This window comes from Rhodobacteraceae bacterium LMO-JJ12 (assembly GCA_021555075.1).
Taxonomy (GTDB): domain Bacteria; phylum Pseudomonadota; class Alphaproteobacteria; order Rhodobacterales; family Rhodobacteraceae; genus JAKGBX01.
Map to the genome: position 1 here is coordinate 2,265,694 of JAKGBX010000001.1, position 15,559 is coordinate 2,281,252.

At 59.8% G+C, this 15,559-nt stretch carries 16 protein-coding genes; 4 read left to right on the plus strand and 12 right to left on the minus strand.

The features are described 5' to 3' along the window. Positions 1-105: 105 nt before the first annotated feature. From LZG00_10870 to LZG00_10880, 3 genes are all read left to right on the plus strand, one after another. Complete coding sequence (locus LZG00_10870) at positions 106-1,281, plus strand: aminotransferase class I/II-fold pyridoxal phosphate-dependent enzyme (GenBank protein ID MCF3594503.1); 1,176 nt, start codon at positions 106-108, stop codon at positions 1,279-1,281. Positions 1,282-1,344: 63 nt separating this feature from the next. Continuing rightward, positions 1,345-2,274 carry a TPM domain-containing protein gene (locus LZG00_10875; GenBank protein ID MCF3594504.1) on the plus strand — a complete coding sequence of 310 codons (930 nt, stop codon included), beginning with the start codon at positions 1,345-1,347 and terminating at the stop codon, positions 2,272-2,274. A 225-nt stretch (positions 2,275-2,499) separates the two neighbouring features. After that, positions 2,500-4,038, plus strand: coding sequence for a trimethylamine methyltransferase family protein (locus LZG00_10880; protein ID MCF3594505.1), 1,539 nt, complete (start codon positions 2,500-2,502; stop codon positions 4,036-4,038). A 21-nt stretch (positions 4,039-4,059) separates the two neighbouring features. Here LZG00_10880 and LZG00_10885 read toward each other — a convergent pair whose 3' ends face one another. The 8 genes from LZG00_10885 to LZG00_10920 all read right to left on the minus strand — a co-directional run bounded on the left by LZG00_10885 (position 4,060) and on the right by LZG00_10920 (position 11,267). Next, the gene (locus tag LZG00_10885) at positions 4,060-4,449 is read right to left on the minus strand and encodes a hypothetical protein (GenBank protein MCF3594506.1); all 390 of its coding nucleotides are present in this window, start codon (positions 4,447-4,449) and stop codon (positions 4,060-4,062) included. A gap of 37 nt (positions 4,450-4,486) precedes the next feature. After that, a complete protein-coding gene (locus LZG00_10890) occupies positions 4,487-5,512 on the minus strand; it encodes an endonuclease/exonuclease/phosphatase family protein (protein ID MCF3594507.1) in 1,026 nt (341 codons plus the stop codon). A gap of 42 nt (positions 5,513-5,554) precedes the next feature. Further along, on the minus strand, positions 5,555-6,235 hold the full coding sequence (locus LZG00_10895) for a molecular chaperone DjiA (protein ID MCF3594508.1): 681 nt from the start codon (positions 6,233-6,235) through the stop codon (positions 5,555-5,557). A gap of 169 nt (positions 6,236-6,404) precedes the next feature. Further along, positions 6,405-6,884 carry an N-acetyltransferase family protein gene (locus tag LZG00_10900; protein MCF3594509.1) on the minus strand — a complete coding sequence of 160 codons (480 nt, stop codon included), beginning with the start codon at positions 6,882-6,884 and terminating at the stop codon, positions 6,405-6,407. Further along, entirely contained in the window at positions 6,881-7,495 is a 615-nt protein-coding gene (locus LZG00_10905) for a VOC family protein (protein MCF3594510.1), read from the minus strand. The genes LZG00_10900 and LZG00_10905 overlap by 4 nt, the downstream gene beginning before the upstream one ends. Before the next feature lie 12 nt (positions 7,496-7,507). After that, positions 7,508-7,993: an MAPEG family protein gene (locus LZG00_10910; GenBank protein MCF3594511.1), complete on the minus strand. Its 486-nt coding sequence runs from the start codon at positions 7,991-7,993 to the stop codon at positions 7,508-7,510. 168 nt (positions 7,994-8,161) lie between these two features. After that, positions 8,162-10,291, minus strand: a complete 2,130-nt coding sequence (gene scpA / locus LZG00_10915) for a methylmalonyl-CoA mutase (GenBank protein MCF3594512.1) — start codon at positions 10,289-10,291, stop codon at positions 8,162-8,164. Further along, positions 10,254-11,267: a hypothetical protein gene (locus LZG00_10920; GenBank protein ID MCF3594513.1), complete on the minus strand. Its 1,014-nt coding sequence runs from the start codon at positions 11,265-11,267 to the stop codon at positions 10,254-10,256. The genes scpA and LZG00_10920 overlap by 38 nt, the downstream gene beginning before the upstream one ends. Before the next feature lie 120 nt (positions 11,268-11,387). On the opposite strand from LZG00_10920, the gene LZG00_10925 reads away from it, so the two are divergent. Then, positions 11,388-11,819, plus strand: a complete 432-nt coding sequence (locus LZG00_10925; GenBank protein ID MCF3594514.1) for a DUF4174 domain-containing protein — start codon at positions 11,388-11,390, stop codon at positions 11,817-11,819. 19 nt (positions 11,820-11,838) lie between these two features. Here the strand turns inward: LZG00_10925 and LZG00_10930 are convergent, their stop codons facing one another. The 4 genes from LZG00_10930 to LZG00_10945 form a co-directional block, all read right to left on the minus strand. Continuing rightward, complete coding sequence (locus tag LZG00_10930; GenBank protein MCF3594515.1) at positions 11,839-12,369, minus strand: hypothetical protein; 531 nt, start codon at positions 12,367-12,369, stop codon at positions 11,839-11,841. 5 nt (positions 12,370-12,374) lie between these two features. Then, entirely contained in the window at positions 12,375-14,420 is a 2,046-nt protein-coding gene (locus LZG00_10935) for an acetyl/propionyl/methylcrotonyl-CoA carboxylase subunit alpha (protein MCF3594516.1), read from the minus strand. Positions 14,421-14,564: 144 nt separating this feature from the next. Beyond that, entirely contained in the window at positions 14,565-14,774 is a 210-nt protein-coding gene (locus LZG00_10940; protein MCF3594517.1) for a hypothetical protein, read from the minus strand. A 346-nt stretch (positions 14,775-15,120) separates the two neighbouring features. Then, positions 15,121-15,489, minus strand: coding sequence for a hypothetical protein (locus tag LZG00_10945; GenBank protein MCF3594518.1), 369 nt, complete (start codon positions 15,487-15,489; stop codon positions 15,121-15,123). Between the last annotated feature and the right edge of the window lie 70 nt (positions 15,490-15,559).

The window sequence follows — 15,559 nt, forward strand, 5'->3', positions numbered from 1 at the left end:
AAAGGCGCCGGTCGCTTTGCCGCGACGTAACGGTATGGCGTGCGATTGACATCCCCTGCCCGCCCGCGCCTGCATGGCGCCTAAAGCGGAAACATGGGGAATCAGATGCAGCTTGCCAACCGTATCAGCACGTTGACTCCGGATGCCTCGGGGGGCTGGGAGATCTATTTTCGCGCACGCGCCATGGTGGAAGCGGGTGAAAATATCACCGAGCTGACCATCGGCGAGCATGATATCGGCACCGATGTTGCGATCCTTGACGAGATCCACCGGGCGGCGCTTGCGGGTCATACGGGTTATGCTGCGATCCCCGGCATCCCCGCTTTGCGCGACGAGATCGCAGCGCGAGTGCAGGCGGCCACCGGGGTTGAGACCACGCGCGACAATGTGGTGATCACGCCGGGCGGGCAAGCCGGGCTTTTTGCGGCCCATATGGCGACCTGTGATCCCGGTGATGCGGCGCTGTTTATTGACCCCTATTATGCCACCTACCCAGGCACCATTCGCGGCGCGGGCGCGGTGGCCCATGCCATCCCGGCGTTTGCCAAGGACGCGTTTCAACCCGATCCCATGGCGATTGCCAAGGCGGCAAAGGCTACAGGCGCGCGATCGCTTTTGATCAACACGCCCAACAATCCCACCGGGGTGGTCTATTCCCGCGCCACGCTGGAAGGCATTGCGGATGCCGCAAAGGCCGAGAATTTCTGGATAATTTCCGATGAGGTCTACGACACGCAGCTTTGGGAGGGGACGCATTTGTCGATCCGCGCCCTGCCCGACATGGCGGCGCGCACGTTGGTTATCGGTTCGATGTCGAAAAGCCACGCCATGACCGGCAGCCGTGTTGGTTGGGCGGTCGGACCGAAAGATGCGGTGGCGCAGATGATCAATCTCGCCATCCACACAACTTATGGCGTTGCAGGCTTCATTCAGGAGGCCGCGTTGTTTGCACTGCGCCAGGGGCCAGCGTTCGAAGAGAGCATCGCAGCCCCGTTCCGGCGTCGGCGCGAGATTGCCCTGAAGATCCTTGGGCGTCAGAACCTGGTGCATGCCGTGCCGCCACAAGGCGCGATGTATGTCATGCTCGATATTCGCGCCACCGGGCTGTCAGGGATCGAGTTCGCCGAACGCCTGCTGAGCGAACGCAAGATTGCGGTGATGCCCGGAGAGAGCTTTGGCACCTCTGCTGCGGGTCATGTTCGGGTGGCGTTGACCATAGAAGACAAGGCCTTTGCCAAGGCATTCGAGGAGGTCCTGAAATTTGCCGCCGGGCAAATCTGATTGATTTGAAGGCCGCGCTACGCCTATCCTGCTCTCAGTCATTTATTGATTGAGAGAATTGAGATGAAACGCATTTTGTTTGGCTGGCTGGCCCTGGCATTCCTTTTCACCGCGCCACTTGTGGCGCAGACCTATCCTGATCCCGAAGCGACGACGGTCAATGACTTCGCCGGGTTGCTATCAGACGAAGCCGAGGCGGCGCTTGTCAGCGAGCTTGAAACGCTGCGCACCGAGACCGGCGTGGTGATGACGGTGGTGACGTTGTCGCGCAAGGAAACCTTTGCGCCTGACCAAAGCGCAGAAGAATTTGCCCAAGGGCTATTCGATCAATGGAAAATCGGCGATGCGGAGCGCAATGACGGTGTGCTTTTCCTTGTCTTACAAGCCGATCGGGAAATCCGCATTCAGCTTGGCGGAGCTTATGGTCAGGATTGGCAGCTTGCCACGATCATAGTTCTCAGCCGCTCGATCTTGCCCGCGTTCAAACAGGACCGCTATGAAGAAGGTATCCGCGCGGGCGTCAGCGACACCATTGCAACCATCGTCAAACCCTATCTTGCAGGGGCAGAAGCGCCTGAAACCGAAGGCACGGGCAGCGATACTCTTGGCAGCGAGCCTGTCGGCGGTGGCGAACCTGTAAGCGAAGGTGCGGACGATGCCGAGGAAAGCAGTGGCGGGGCGAGCGGCTGGTGGGCAGCGATTATCTTTGCCCCCATCGCACTCTTGATCGGCTGGGGCGTGATGAAATCCAAACTGGCCAAATGCCCGGAGTGCGGCAACCGGGGCCTCAAGGTGACCAGCAACCGGATTGAGGAACCCACAGAGACAGCGCCGGGACGTGGCGAACGCATCACGACATGTGAGAAATGCGGCCATCGCAGCGTCAAACCATACACCATCGCGGCCAAAGGCAGCGACAAGAAAGACGACGCCCCACCGCCCGATTTGGGCGGCGGGACATCCGGCAAGGGGGGCGCCACCGGAAAGTGGTAATGCGCAAGGTCTGAAAACGACCCCCTGTCGCAATTGATGCAGAAGCGTCCAAATGTTCCGGCCAACCTGATGGCTGGAACAAGATGGAACGCATAATGCAAGAGCCCGCCTGCAAGATTGCTCTGGTGATCCGCACAATCGGTGCGGAACGCGGCCGCGCGGCACGTGGACGACCGGTTTTCTTCTGAATTCACAAGGAGGAGAACAACCGGAGACATAAATGACATGACAGCCCAACTCAATCGCCGCGCAGGTGGCCGGAGTGCACGACAAGCCGCCCGCTCTGCCCCGCTTGCCAAGAATATCCAACCGATCCGCCCCGGCATGGAGGGCGGCCGATACGCCCCCCTGAGCCAGACCGACATGGCGCGCATTCATGAGGCCGCGCTCTGTGCGCTGGAGGAGATTGGGCTGGCCGATGCGCCGCCCTCGGGGGTCGAAATCATGACCGGCGCGGGCGCCGTGTTTGGGGAGGACGGGCGCTTGCGGTTTCCGCGTGCGTTGGTCGAGGACATGCTGGCCGTTGCCGCCAAAGAGGTTGTGCTGCATGGGCGCACGCCAGAGCATGACATGACCTTATCAGGTGGTCGGGTGCATTTTGGCACCGCCGGCGCCGCAGTGCATATGGTCGAAGTTGATGGGCGGGAGTATCGCGAAAGCACGGTGCAGGATCTGCACGACGCGGCGCGCATTTGTGATCGGCTTAACAATATCCACTTTGTTCAGCGCCCCATGGTGGCGCGCGATATTCTCGACAATCGCGAGATGGATCTCAATACGGTCTATGCCTGCTGCTCGGGCACCACAAAACATGTCGGCACATCGTTTACCGAGCCAGATTTTGTCGATGACGCGCTGGAGATGCTGCACATGATCGCCGGGGGCGAGGCCGAATGGCGCGCCCGCCCCTTCGTGTCAAATTCGAACTGCTTTGTTGTTCCGCCGATGAAATTCGCCACCGAAGCCTGCGTGGTGATGGAAAAGGCGATCGCGGGCGGCATGCCGGTACTATTGCTTTCGGCAGGCATGGCGGGGGCCACGGCGCCATCGACCATCGCCGGAGCAATCATGCAGGCGGTGGCCGAATGCCTGGCGGGAATCGTCTATGTCAATGCGATTGCACCCGGCCATCCGGCGGTGTTTGGCACCTGGCCGTTCGGGCTTGACCTGCGCTCGGGGGCGATGACGGGGGGATCGGGCGAACAGGCGCTGCTAACGGCGGGTTGCGCGCAGATGCACAAGTTTTATAGCCTGCCCGGAGGGGCTGCAGCGGGCATCGCCGACAGCAAGCTGCCGGACATGCAGGCCGGGTGGGAGCAGATGTGTTCGAACGTGATGGCCGGGCTGTCAGGGCTTAACATGGTCTACGAGGCGGCGGGAATGCATGCGTCGCTCTTGGGATTTTGCCACGAAAGCCTGATCTTGGGGGATGATCTGATCGGTCAGGCGCTGCGCTGTGTGCGCGGTATAGAGGTCGATGACGAAACGCTGGCCTTGGATCAGATGCGCGAGGTCTGTCTTGGCGGGCCGGGGCATTATCTCGGCACCTCTCAGACGCTTGGCCGGATGCAGACAGATCATGTCTATCCGGCACTTGGGAATCGGAATTCACCCAAGGAATGGGTCGAAAAAGGCAAGCCGGACCTGATTGAAAATGCCAGCGCGCGCAAGCTGGCCATTTTGGCCGAACCCTCTGGCGCGCGCTTTGCGCCCGATATCGACACGGCGCTGCGGGCGCGTTTCAACATCCATTTGCCAAGTTGATGAACGCAGGGGAAATTGCGCCTAGAGCTCGATTTCCCCACCCTCATGGGGTTTGTCGCTGTCTTGTTCGTCTTGTTCCTGCGGGGTCTTGCGGCGGATGATGATATCACCGTTGGGCAGCAACTCGGGCGGGTGATAGACCGTGAAATCGTCGATCTTGCTCATCAGCGCACCCAAGGCCGGGCCCATGTCCTCGACAAACTTGCGCAGCCCCGGTTCAACCTCCTGGCTGAAATTGCGCAGGTCATCCATCGCGGGTTCCATTTCCTGAAGGATACCTTGCAACAGCAGTTTGGCGCCCTGCTCCATCAGCGACAGCCCCTCTTCGGCCTTATCCTCGGCCAATGCGGGGCTTGCCGCGAGAACTGCGGCAAAACTCAGGGCGGCAATCTGTAAGACTTTTTGTTTCATGGCCATGATATAAGCCCTCCACATTCCAATTTTAAGATCACAACGCGATATCAAGCGTTACCGGAAAGTGATCTGATGCCGTCAGCAACGCGTCGCGCAATTCCGGCAAGACCCAGCAATCAGGATCGTCAAACGGGTGCCATATCCGCCATTCGGGCCGACGCGCAGCAAGGTCTGGCGAGATCATGATATAGTCGAGCAATGCCTGAAGATAGCGCTTTTGCACCGGGATATAGAAGCGGGCCGAACTGAGATGGGCGCCAATCCGACGCTGCAACACCTGTCGCGCGTGCGGGTCGAGGAGCTTGGCACCATCGCCCTCGCCCATGACGATCTCGACCGACGAGCGCCCGAACAGCCCTTCGTATTCGTCAAGCCCCGGACCATCGTTGAGATCGCCCAGCACGATGAGCGACTCGCCCGCATCAAGATGTTCTTCGATCCGCTGGCGCAGCCAGATCGCCTGGGCCAGCTGCTTGCGCCGGTTCAGGATCGACAGTTTCATCGCTTCGGCCGGGGTGCGTGCACCGTGCGGGGCCTTGGATTTCAGATGTGCGCCGATCATGCGAAAGGCAAAGCCGCTGTCGGTTTCGAGGGACAATTCCAGCGGCGGTTTGGAAAAATTGACCAGATCTTCGGTCGCGTCCACGTCAAGGTCGATGCGAAACACCCCGTCAAACCGTGGCGCCGTGCGTGACCCCTTCTTGCCCGTCTCGTCGCCCTGTGGGTCGTGATACGCGGTGAGCCGGTCAGGATCGTAAAGCAGGGCAATTTCCTGTTGAGTGTCGTTTTCAAAGCCCATGATCGCCTTGCGGGCGCGCAGATCAAAGGTTTGGGCGAATGTTTCGAGTGCTGCCACCGTGCTGCGCCGACCGTTCTGATCAGGGGCCTCGATCACCATCACCGCATCGGCGTCGAGCGCGGCAAAGACTTTCCCGAGCGCCTCGATCTGTTGGGCGCGGGTCACATCCTGACGGCCCGACCAGCGGTCATCCATCAGCAGTCGGCCATAATCGTCGAACAGCGAATTGAACCACTCAACATTGTAGGTGACGATGCGCATCCGGCGAGGTTTTTGGGTGTCGGGCATCACATTCTTCCCGGCTCAGCCATGCTTGGCCTGAATTTCGTCCCACGCGCGGTTGATGGCGGCCATCCGGCTTTCGGCCAGCTTCATCGCCTCTTCGGGAACGCCGCGCGCAATCATCCGGTCGGGATGGGTTTCCTGCACCAGCTTGCGCCATGCCGCGCGGATTTCTTTCTTGGTCGCGTCCGGCGCGACACCCAGCACGCTATAGGGATCGGGCACGGCGTCAGGCACGAAGCGCGCCCGCAAACGGCGGAACGATGCCTCGCCTATGCCGAAAATCTCGCCGACACGGGTGAGGAATTGATCTTCATTTGGATGATAAGTGCCGTCTGCCATGGCGATATGGAAAAGCCCCTCCATCAGATCACAAAGCGCGCCGTCGCCTTCGCCGAACATGGCCTTGATCTTATGGGCATAATCCTCGAACCCGGCCACGTCCTGACGGGCGAGGTTGAACACTTTGGCGGCCCCGGCTTCATCCTCGTGCGCGATCTGGAAGACGTCCCGGAACGCCGCCACTTCGTCACGTGTGACGCGCCCGTCTGCCTTGGCCATCTTTGCACCAAGCGCAATCACCGCAATGGCAAACCCGACCTTGCGTTCGGGCGGCGTGCGCAGGTGATCGAAGACCGACGAGAGAGATTCTCCGGCAGCAAGGGCGGAAACGGCGGCGGTAATGCGGGTCCAGAGTGACATGAGCGCACCTTAAAGCGTTTCGAGATAAACTTGAATCACGAGTTTGTCGCGAAACACCCCCCAACAGCGATGTGTTGCGCGGCGTTTCCACTTATCCCTGTCTCAGGTTCAAATGGAAACGCTTTTACGCGGCCCATTGTCGAAGCCACAGTCCAAACGGTCGTGGCGATCAGAGCCTTTTTTGCATCAGCACCAGATCGAGCCAACGGCCAAACTTGCGCCCCACTTCGGGCATGCGCCCCGTATCGACGTAGCCGAGGGCGCGATGAAAAGCGATTGCAGCGGCGTTATCGGCGCTGATCCCGGCGACGAGTATATGAATGCCGCCCAGGCGCGCAGCCGCTTCCAATTCCACGATCAAGGCGCGCCCGACACCGCGGCCGCGCGCGCCATCGGAGAGGATGATGCTCAACTCTGCGGTGGCGCCATAGCCAGGGCCGCTCCGAAACGGGCCATAGGTGGCAAAACCGATCACGGCGCCCGCTTCCTGCGCGACGAGAAAGGCCGGGCCGCGCTCGGCCATCATTGCGGCGATGGTGGCCGGGGTTTTTTCCTTATTGGTGAAGGTGATCGAGCTGTCGCGAATCAGCGGGTTCCAGAAGGCCGCTATTGCGGGTGCATCGTCGGGCCGTGCGGCACGGATGATCATGTCAGCACCTTCTGCCCATCGGGAGAGGAGAACACGGCGCGCATCGCTTTCTCGCCCGCTTCGATCACTATACGCGCGTCGGCCAGCAGCGGCCCCAAGGCCCGCTGCAGGGCTTCGGCTTCGGGGTTGAAAATCTCCAGCCGCTCAAGCCGCAGTCCGGTGGCAGGCAATCGTTGTGCCGGATGCGGGCTTGCGCCCCAATCAATCATCGCGGGAAATCCGCCGCCAAATGGCAGGCGGCCATTTTCGCCCCCCACGAAGGTCCAGCGCAGATCGCCGCGTTGCACCTCGAACGGCGCGCCCATGCCGCGCGGCGCCAACGCCAGCGCATCGGCCAGAACATCGGTCGCACAAATCCAGTTGGTCAGCCGTGGCGGGCCGCGAAAATCATCAAGATCAAACCAGCGCCTACGGCCCGGATCGGGGGCTGATGGGTCAATCGCGATAAGTTCAAAATAGACGCCGTCCTCAAGCCCCATCAACAGGTTGTGCGTGCTGAACCGCGCATGCTTGCCACCCGGTTGCAGCGACGCGCCAAGCCGCTCTTCAACCCACGCGCGCCCCGTTTCCAGGTCTTCGCAGGCAACGGCAATGTGATCCAATCGCAGCATGGCGTGTCCCCTTCATGTGGCCCATTTGAACACGGACACAAGCGTGGCCAGAACGGTGGGATAGAATGTGGCGGCAAAGCCGAAAGCCTTGAGTGCAGGCGAGACATGATACCCGAACCAGAAGGCAAGACGCGCCACGCCAAAGCCGACCCCCATGAAGAGCACCACCAGTGCGCCAAGCGTGAGCGCCACGAAAGGCCACAAAACAAGGGCCAACATCAGCTGTTCGGTGGTGTTGCTCAAAACCCGCTGGTCGATATCCGCGCCAGAGCCCGGCAGAAACGCCTCACCTTCGATGGTATTGTCATCAAAAAACCGCCGCAAGGCCTGCCGTATGATCAGCAACATCATCACCAGCCCGCCGGGCAGCACCGCCATGATGATCAATGTATTGAACGGCAAGAAAGGCGGCGTCATGGTCTGGGGCAGCCAGATAATCGCCACTGACCACAGCAGCGCCACGACGTTGCCAATCGCGATATTCAAGCGTTTGGACATATCTGCAATTCCCTTTCTGGGTCACGATATCCTCGGGTGAGGCGCGGGAAATGCAAGCCCGTTCTAACACGAGGGTACACATGCGGCGTAAACCTGCCCCTCGCCCGCCTGCGAAAGGCGGCCAAGGGGCAAGTTCTGCGCTTGCTGACAGTCGGCCACAACCACGCCTCAGCGGCGTGCGGCGCGGATCAGTTCGAGGATATTCTGCGCGGCGGTGGGGATATTCGTGCCCGGTCCAAAGATCGCCTTCACCCCGGCTTTGCGCAGGAATTCATAATCCTGCTGTGGGATCACGCCCCCGCAAATCACGATAATGTCGCCCGCATCCTTCTCCTTCAGCGCCTCGATCAACTGCGGTGCAAGGGTCTTGTGCCCCGCTGCCTGGCTGGAGATGCCGACGACATGCACGTCATTGTCCACCGCGTCCTGCGCCGCCTCCTCGGGAGTCTGGAACAGCGGGCCAACATCGACGTCGAAACCGATATCGGCAAAGGCGGTGGCGATTACCTTGGCGCCACGATCATGGCCGTCCTGGCCCATCTTGACCACCAGAAGGCGCGGGCGGCGGCCCTCTTCTTCGGCGAAGGCTTCGATGGATTTCTGGATCGCGGCAAAGCCTTCGTCGCCTTCATAGGCTGCGCCGTAAACCCCGGCCAGTGTTTTGACCTCGGCGCGGTGGCGACCGAATTCTTTTTCCATTGCCATGCTGATTTCTCCAACAGAGGCCCGGACGCGCGCAGCTTCGACAGCGGCTTCGAGCAGGTTGCCGCCCTCGCGGGCGCGGCGTGTCAATTCATCGAGAGCGGAGGTGCAAGCCGCTTCATCGCGCTGCGCACGCATCTTTTCAAGCCGCGCGATTTGCGAGAGGCGCACAGCCTGATTGTCGATGTCGAGAATGTCGAGATGATCTTCCTTATCGAGACGATATTTGTTCACCCCGACAATCACTTCCTCGCCACGGTCGATTTTCGCCTGACGGGTGGCGGCGCTTTCTTCGATCCTGAGCTTGGGCATACCGCTGGCAACCGCTTTGGTCATGCCACCCATCTCTTCGACTTCTTCCATAAGCGCCCAGGCCTTGTCGGCCAATTCAGCCGTCAGACTTTCTACGTAATAGGAGCCCGCTAGCGGATCGACGACATTGGTGATCCCGGTTTCTTCCTGCAAGATCAACTGCGTATTGCGCGCAATGCGCGAGGAGAAATCGGTGGGCAGAGCGATGGCTTCGTCGAGTGCATTGGTGTGCAGCGATTGCGTGCCGCCCAGAGCCGCCGCCATCGCCTCGTAAGCGGTGCGGATCACGTTGTTATAGGGGTCTTGCTCTTGCAGGCTGACGCCGGAGGTCTGGCAGTGAGTGCGCAACATTTTCGAGCGGTCAGACTTGGCGTCAAACTCGGTCATGATGCGGTGCCAGAGCAGGCGCGCGGCGCGCAGTTTGGCCGCCTCCATGAAGAAGTTCATGCCGATGGCGAAGAAGAAGCTGAGCCGACCGGCGAATTTGTCGACATCCATGCCTGCATTGATCGCGGCGCGCACATATTCGCGCCCGTCGGCCAAGGTGTAGGCAAGCTCTTGAACCAGGTTCGCGCCGGCCTCCTGCATGTGGTAGCCGGAAATCGAGATCGAGTTGAATTTCGGCATCTCGTTCGAGGTAAATTCGATGATGTCCGAAATGATGCGCATCGAAGGTTCGGGCGGATAGATATAGGTGTTGCGCACCATGAATTCTTTGAGAATGTCGTTCTGAATGGTGCCGCTGAGCAGCGCACGATCATGACCCTGCTCTTCTCCTGTGACGATGAAATTGGCTAGGATCGGGATCACCGCACCGTTCATTGTCATCGACACCGAGACCTTGTCGAGCGGGATGCCATCGAACAGGATTTTCATGTCTTCAACGCTGTCGATGGCCACGCCGGCCTTGCCAACGTCACCGACAACGCGCGGATGGTCGCTGTCATAGCCGCGGTGCGTCGCCAGATCGAAGGCAACCGAGACCCCCTGTTGTCCGGCGGCCAGCGCCTTGCGGTAGAACGCATTGCTTTCCTCGGCAGTAGAAAAACCGGCATATTGACGGATGGTCCAGGGGCGGCCGGCATACATTGTGGCCTTGACGCCACGTGTGAACGGGCCAACGCCGGGCAAACCGCCCATATGAGGCAGGCCATCGGTATCGTCTTCGGTGTAGAGCGGTTTGACCGCAATCCCTTCCAGCGTGTTCCACGTCAGGTCTTCCAGTGCGCGACCGCGCAGTTCCTTTTCAGCCAGTTCGCGCCAGGCGTCCGTCTTGTCGGTCATGGTTTTGTCCTCTTGTCATTGTGCCGCCCGACAGGTTTTTCCCTGTCTGATCCGGTCGTTCATTCCTGATATAAGTTGCCAAGCCATCGGCCCCGGCGTGGAGCCAGAACAGGTCATCAGCGTATTTTTCACGCAGAATGGCGATTTGCAGTGCATCAAACGGCTGCCAGCGCCCCTCGCCCGAGGGCAATTCCTGCGCGACCACGCCGCGCTTGCGCAAAACCGCACGCAGCCCCGCCAGATCGGGAGAGCGGTTGAGCCACAGTTGCTCGCTGGAGAGTGGTGCCGCAATTTTTGCATCCACCATGTGTGAAAGACGCCCGGCGGGGTGGCTGGCAAAGCTTTTGAAGTCGTCGACTTGCACCTCGACACCGGGAAAGGCGCGCGCCGTATCTTCGATCACATTGCGCCACGAGCGCGGCTGCGCGACGATACGCTCTAACGCGTCGGTGCTTGGCAAGCGTGCGCCACGCGCGAGTGAAAACGCCAGCGCCGAAGGCCAATAGGTGTCAAACGCGCGGATCGACACAACAACGCGGGTCGCAACACCTTCGAAAACACGCGCAAACCGGTCCAGTCGTTGCACCGTTTCGGGATAGAGACACTGTGATCTTACATTCGCTCGCGCGGTGCCAAGCATGTTTTCATCGCTGACGATCAGGTGAGTCTTGCCACGGTTTTTCAGTTTACCCACATAACGCGCAATCAAATCGCGAGTTTCAACAATCACACCATCAGGCGCGGCGCCCTTTTGAACCGACATGAGCGGTGAAAAAACACCCCCCCTGCGCGTGCGATGCGGCCCCCAATAGCCAATGCCCTGCGCACTCAGATTCGCACTGTTGGCACGCATGTAAGCCTGAAACGACGTTGTCGCCGTCCGCTGTGCCCCGATATGAAGTATGACATCCATGATATATTGAACCTTGTCGGCAAACGCCGCAGTCAGCGGCCGGGAAAGAGAGACAGCTATCATTGTGCCCTTCCAGCCTTGACAATGCGTTTAGCAACAGAGGAATTTTTTACTTGGGGTCGTTTCATGGTCGCATTCCCCGCCCGGTCGCCTATATCATGTAGGTGCACAACAGGAGGCAGTATGAAATCGGTCTTGGCCCTTGTATTTACGGCGCTTTTCGCCCTACCCGTGATCGCGCAATCAACAGATCCGTCGCCCCTCGAAAGCATTTTGCCAGAAGCTGACGAGGCAGAACTGTCGCAATTTTTATGGAAAAAGCGGGTTCTGGTGATCTTTGCCGACGGTCCCGACGATCCACATTTCATCGAACAGTTGCGAAGGCTTGAAACACGCACCGAAGATCTGGCCGAGCGCGATGTCGTATTGTTGATTGATACTGACCCCAGCGCAGATTCCGCGCTGCGCGAGAAACTTCGCCCACGTGGCTTCATGCTGGTGCTGTTGGGCAAGGACGGTGCGGTGTATCTGCGCAAACCCCTGCCCTGGAATGTGCGCGAAATCTCACGCTCTATCGACAAGATGCCGATGCGACGGGAAGAGTTACGCAACTGAGCAGGCATACAGGCAGACATCACACGTCACCGCTGGTCAGCATGACCACGCCGCGCACCGGGTCGAGAACGGCAAACGCGGTCTCGGACACGGAAAACACCACGATCGATGGGTCGGCGTTTAGCGCGGCATGGAATGTGTTGCGGGCGCGTTCATTCATGCAGTCACGCGCATTGATGCCAGCCGCCTGAATGGCCACGCCAGTGGGCCGGTCGGCGTTCATCAGATCTATGAACAGCGCATCAGCGGTCTTGCCTCTGACGGAAATTGCGAAAGGTTTTTGCAAACGGTCGCTGGCCACCACTGCCGCAACAGAATCGAAAAGCGGCACGCGCGATTTCACATCGCCGCTTTTCACCCGGTAGATCGCAGCGGTGCAGCCGCTCTGGCTCTCGAAATAGAGCGTCTCGCCCAGATCGAACCACCCGGCCATCAAGGCATGCGCCTCGTCCTCGCTGTGCCGGTCGCATGCGCCAAGCGTCAACAGACCCGTCAGCGCGAGACTCCCCACGGCCAGGCGAGGCCCGATATGACGCACGCGGTCGGCCACGGTGGTTATTCGAACTCCATGATCACTTCATCCACCGCCAAGCTGTCGCCCGGACCGGCATTGATCTTGGCCACAACGGACTTCTTCTCGGCGCGAAGGGTGTTTTCCATTTTCATCGCCTCGATTGAGCAGAGCGCCTGACCTTCCTGTACTTCCTGGCCCACCTCGACGTTGATCTTCACGATCATGCCGGGCATCGGACAAAGCAGCAGTTTGGAGGTATCAGCCGCAACTTTCTCGGGCATTAGTGCCGCCAATTCAGCCTGACGCGGGGTGCGCACATGCACTTTCAGATCGGCGCCTCGGCTACGGATACGGAAACCGCCCGAAATCTTGCCGACCTTGAGGATCAGCGGCTCACCTTCCACCTGCAATTCGGCCAGGCTGTCGCCCGGTGTCCAACGGCTGGAGACGCGCATTTTGGTGCCGTCCTCGAAACGCACGGTCGAGCCGTCGTGATCGGCGGCAATCGTGACGCGGAAACTCTGACCCTGAAGCGAGACGACCCAATCGGTGCCGACGCGGCGTTCGTGATTGTCCATCGTGCCCGACACGCGCGTGCGACGAATTTCGGCAACGCGGTGCATCGCAGCGGCCGATGCCGCAACCCGTTTCAGCGTTTCTTCGGGAAGCTCAACCCCTTCAAATCCCTCGGGATATTGCTCTTCGATAAAGGCGGTTGTCATTTCGCCCGCAATGAACACCGGATGATCCATCACCGCCGCAAGGAACGGCAGGTTATGGCCGATGCCTTCCAGCTCGAAACTGTCGAGGGCAATGCGCATCGCCTCGATCGCCGCGTCGCGGGTCGGCGCCCAGGTGCAGAGTTTGGCAATCATCGGATCGTAATACATGCTGATCTCGCCGCCCTCATAGACGCCAGTATCATTGCGCACTGCGGTCGGTCCTTCGGGCGCATCCCCCTGCCATTTGTTATTGACCAGAAGTGGGCCCGCTGCCGTTTCGGCAGGCGGGCGATAGATGGACAACCGCCCGATCGAGGGCAAGAAGCCGCGATAGGGATCCTCGGCATAGAGGCGGTTTTCAATCGCCCAGCCCTGTAATTTCACATCGTCCTGGGAGATCGAGAGCTTTTCCCCGGCGGCGACGCGGATCATCTGTTCGACAAGGTCAACACCGGTGATCAGCTCGGTTACCGGATGCTCGACCTGAAGCCGGGTGTTCATTTCGAGAAAATAGAAGTTCTTCTCGCCATCGACGATGAACTCCACGGTGCCCGCGCTGGCGTAATCCACCGCCTGGGCCAGCGCGACGGCCTGTTCGCCCATCGCCTTGCGCGTGGCTTCGTCAAGAAAGGGGCTTGGCGCTTCTTCGACGACTTTCTGTTGGCGACGCTGAATAGAACATTCACGTTCGCCCAGATAAATGCCGTTGCCGTGGCTGTCGCAAAGCACCTGAATTTCGATGTGGCGCGGCTGGGTGATGAATTTCTCAATGAAAATCCGATCATCGCCAAAACTGTTGGCGGCTTCGTTCTTGGACGACTGAAAACCCTCGCGCGCTTCTTCATCGTTCCATGCAATGCGCATACCCTTGCCGCCGCCCCCAGCGGAGGCCTTGATCATTACCGGGTAGCCGACCTGGTTGGAGATTTTCACCGCCTCTTCAGCATCCTCAATCAGGCCCATATAACCCGGCACGGTGCTGACCTCGGCTTCCTGGGCGATCTTCTTGGAGGTGATCTTGTCGCCCATCGCCTCGATTGCGCCAACGGGCGGGCCGATAAAGGCTACGCCTTCAGCTTCAAGAGCTTGCGCGAACTTGCTGTTTTCACTCAGGAAACCATAACCCGGATGCACGGCTTCAGCGCCGCTCTCGCGAATTGCCTTCATCACGTTGTCAATCACGATATAGGATTGGTTCGCCGGTGGCGGGCCGATGTGAATAGCCTCGTCAGCCATCTGCACATGCAGCGCCTGTTTGTCGGCATCCGAATAAATGGCGACCGTCTTGATCCCCATCTTGCGGGCGGTCTTGATCACGCGACAGGCAATTTCGCCCCGGTTGGCAATCAGGATCTTCTTGAACATGGCTCGTCCCTTCCGTCTTGGCACCCGGACGGTTTTCGCCCAGGGTTATTGGTATAAGAAAAACGGCCACCGCCGGGCAAATACCCCGCGATGGCCGTGCAAATTGTCAAACCGGCGTCAGCCGGGAAAGTCAGCGTGGCTGCGTCAGCAGCGCGTCGGGTATTTCTGGCAGTAGGCCACGTTGGCCGCTGCGCCGACGACGACCCCGGTCGCCACGTTGCCGTCAAGCACAAGCGATGTGGCCGCACCGGCCCCGCCGCCCATGAGGGCCTGCTCGACTGCGGTGTCGCCACAGGCGGCGACAAGAACGAGCGACCCAGCGGCCACAAATTTGATGGTGAAAGACTTACGCATGATGAGGTGCCTCTTTTCGTTGTTCTTATAGTCAACGAAATGGCGTGTTTTCGGTTCCATTGATAGCAAATTTTCCGTGAACGACGCAGATCGGCAGCAGTTCGCTGAATCGCGCAACTCTTTGTATTTTTTGCGTTTTGAACGAAAAAGCGGGGCGGACGGCCTTGGGGACAACCAGTCCGCCCCTTAGGGGAAGGGTAACGGTTCAGACAATGCGTCTCGGCCCCAAGCGGGACCGCCACTACGCGCTTTACTGTGTCCTGCGCTGTCGGCCGTGCCAAGCCAACTCGCGGAAGAGGCGAACAATGGGCCGATACTCGCCCAATTCGAAGGTGGCCAAGCGAAATCATGCCGATTCCCCGCCGAAATCATCTTCGAACACTTCGGGAAAGGCGGCGCGCGCCGCATCTATGTCGAGCCGCAACAGCGCGTCGTAGCTGGCCGCATCGAAGGGGTCTTCGGCGGCCAGAACCTCGCGCCCGAACAGCCAGCTCAGCCGCCCGGCATCGAGATTGCCCCGCTCGAACGGCTGATCGCCAAAATGCGCCCAGAGCGCGGCCAGAAACGCCTGATCAGCGCGCTTGTCGGCGGGTCGACGGTCACGATAGCGCTCGCGCACGGTGATGGGGGTGACACCGCGCGGATTAGCCCGTCTGATGGTGAACTGATAGTCGGTGCCCGGAAGACGCCCGGGAAAGCCACGATGCTTCAGCATCCTTCTCCCTCCGCGCCATTTGAGAAATGCCTGGAAGAGAGGCGACAAAGCGGGACAGACGAAACCGCCT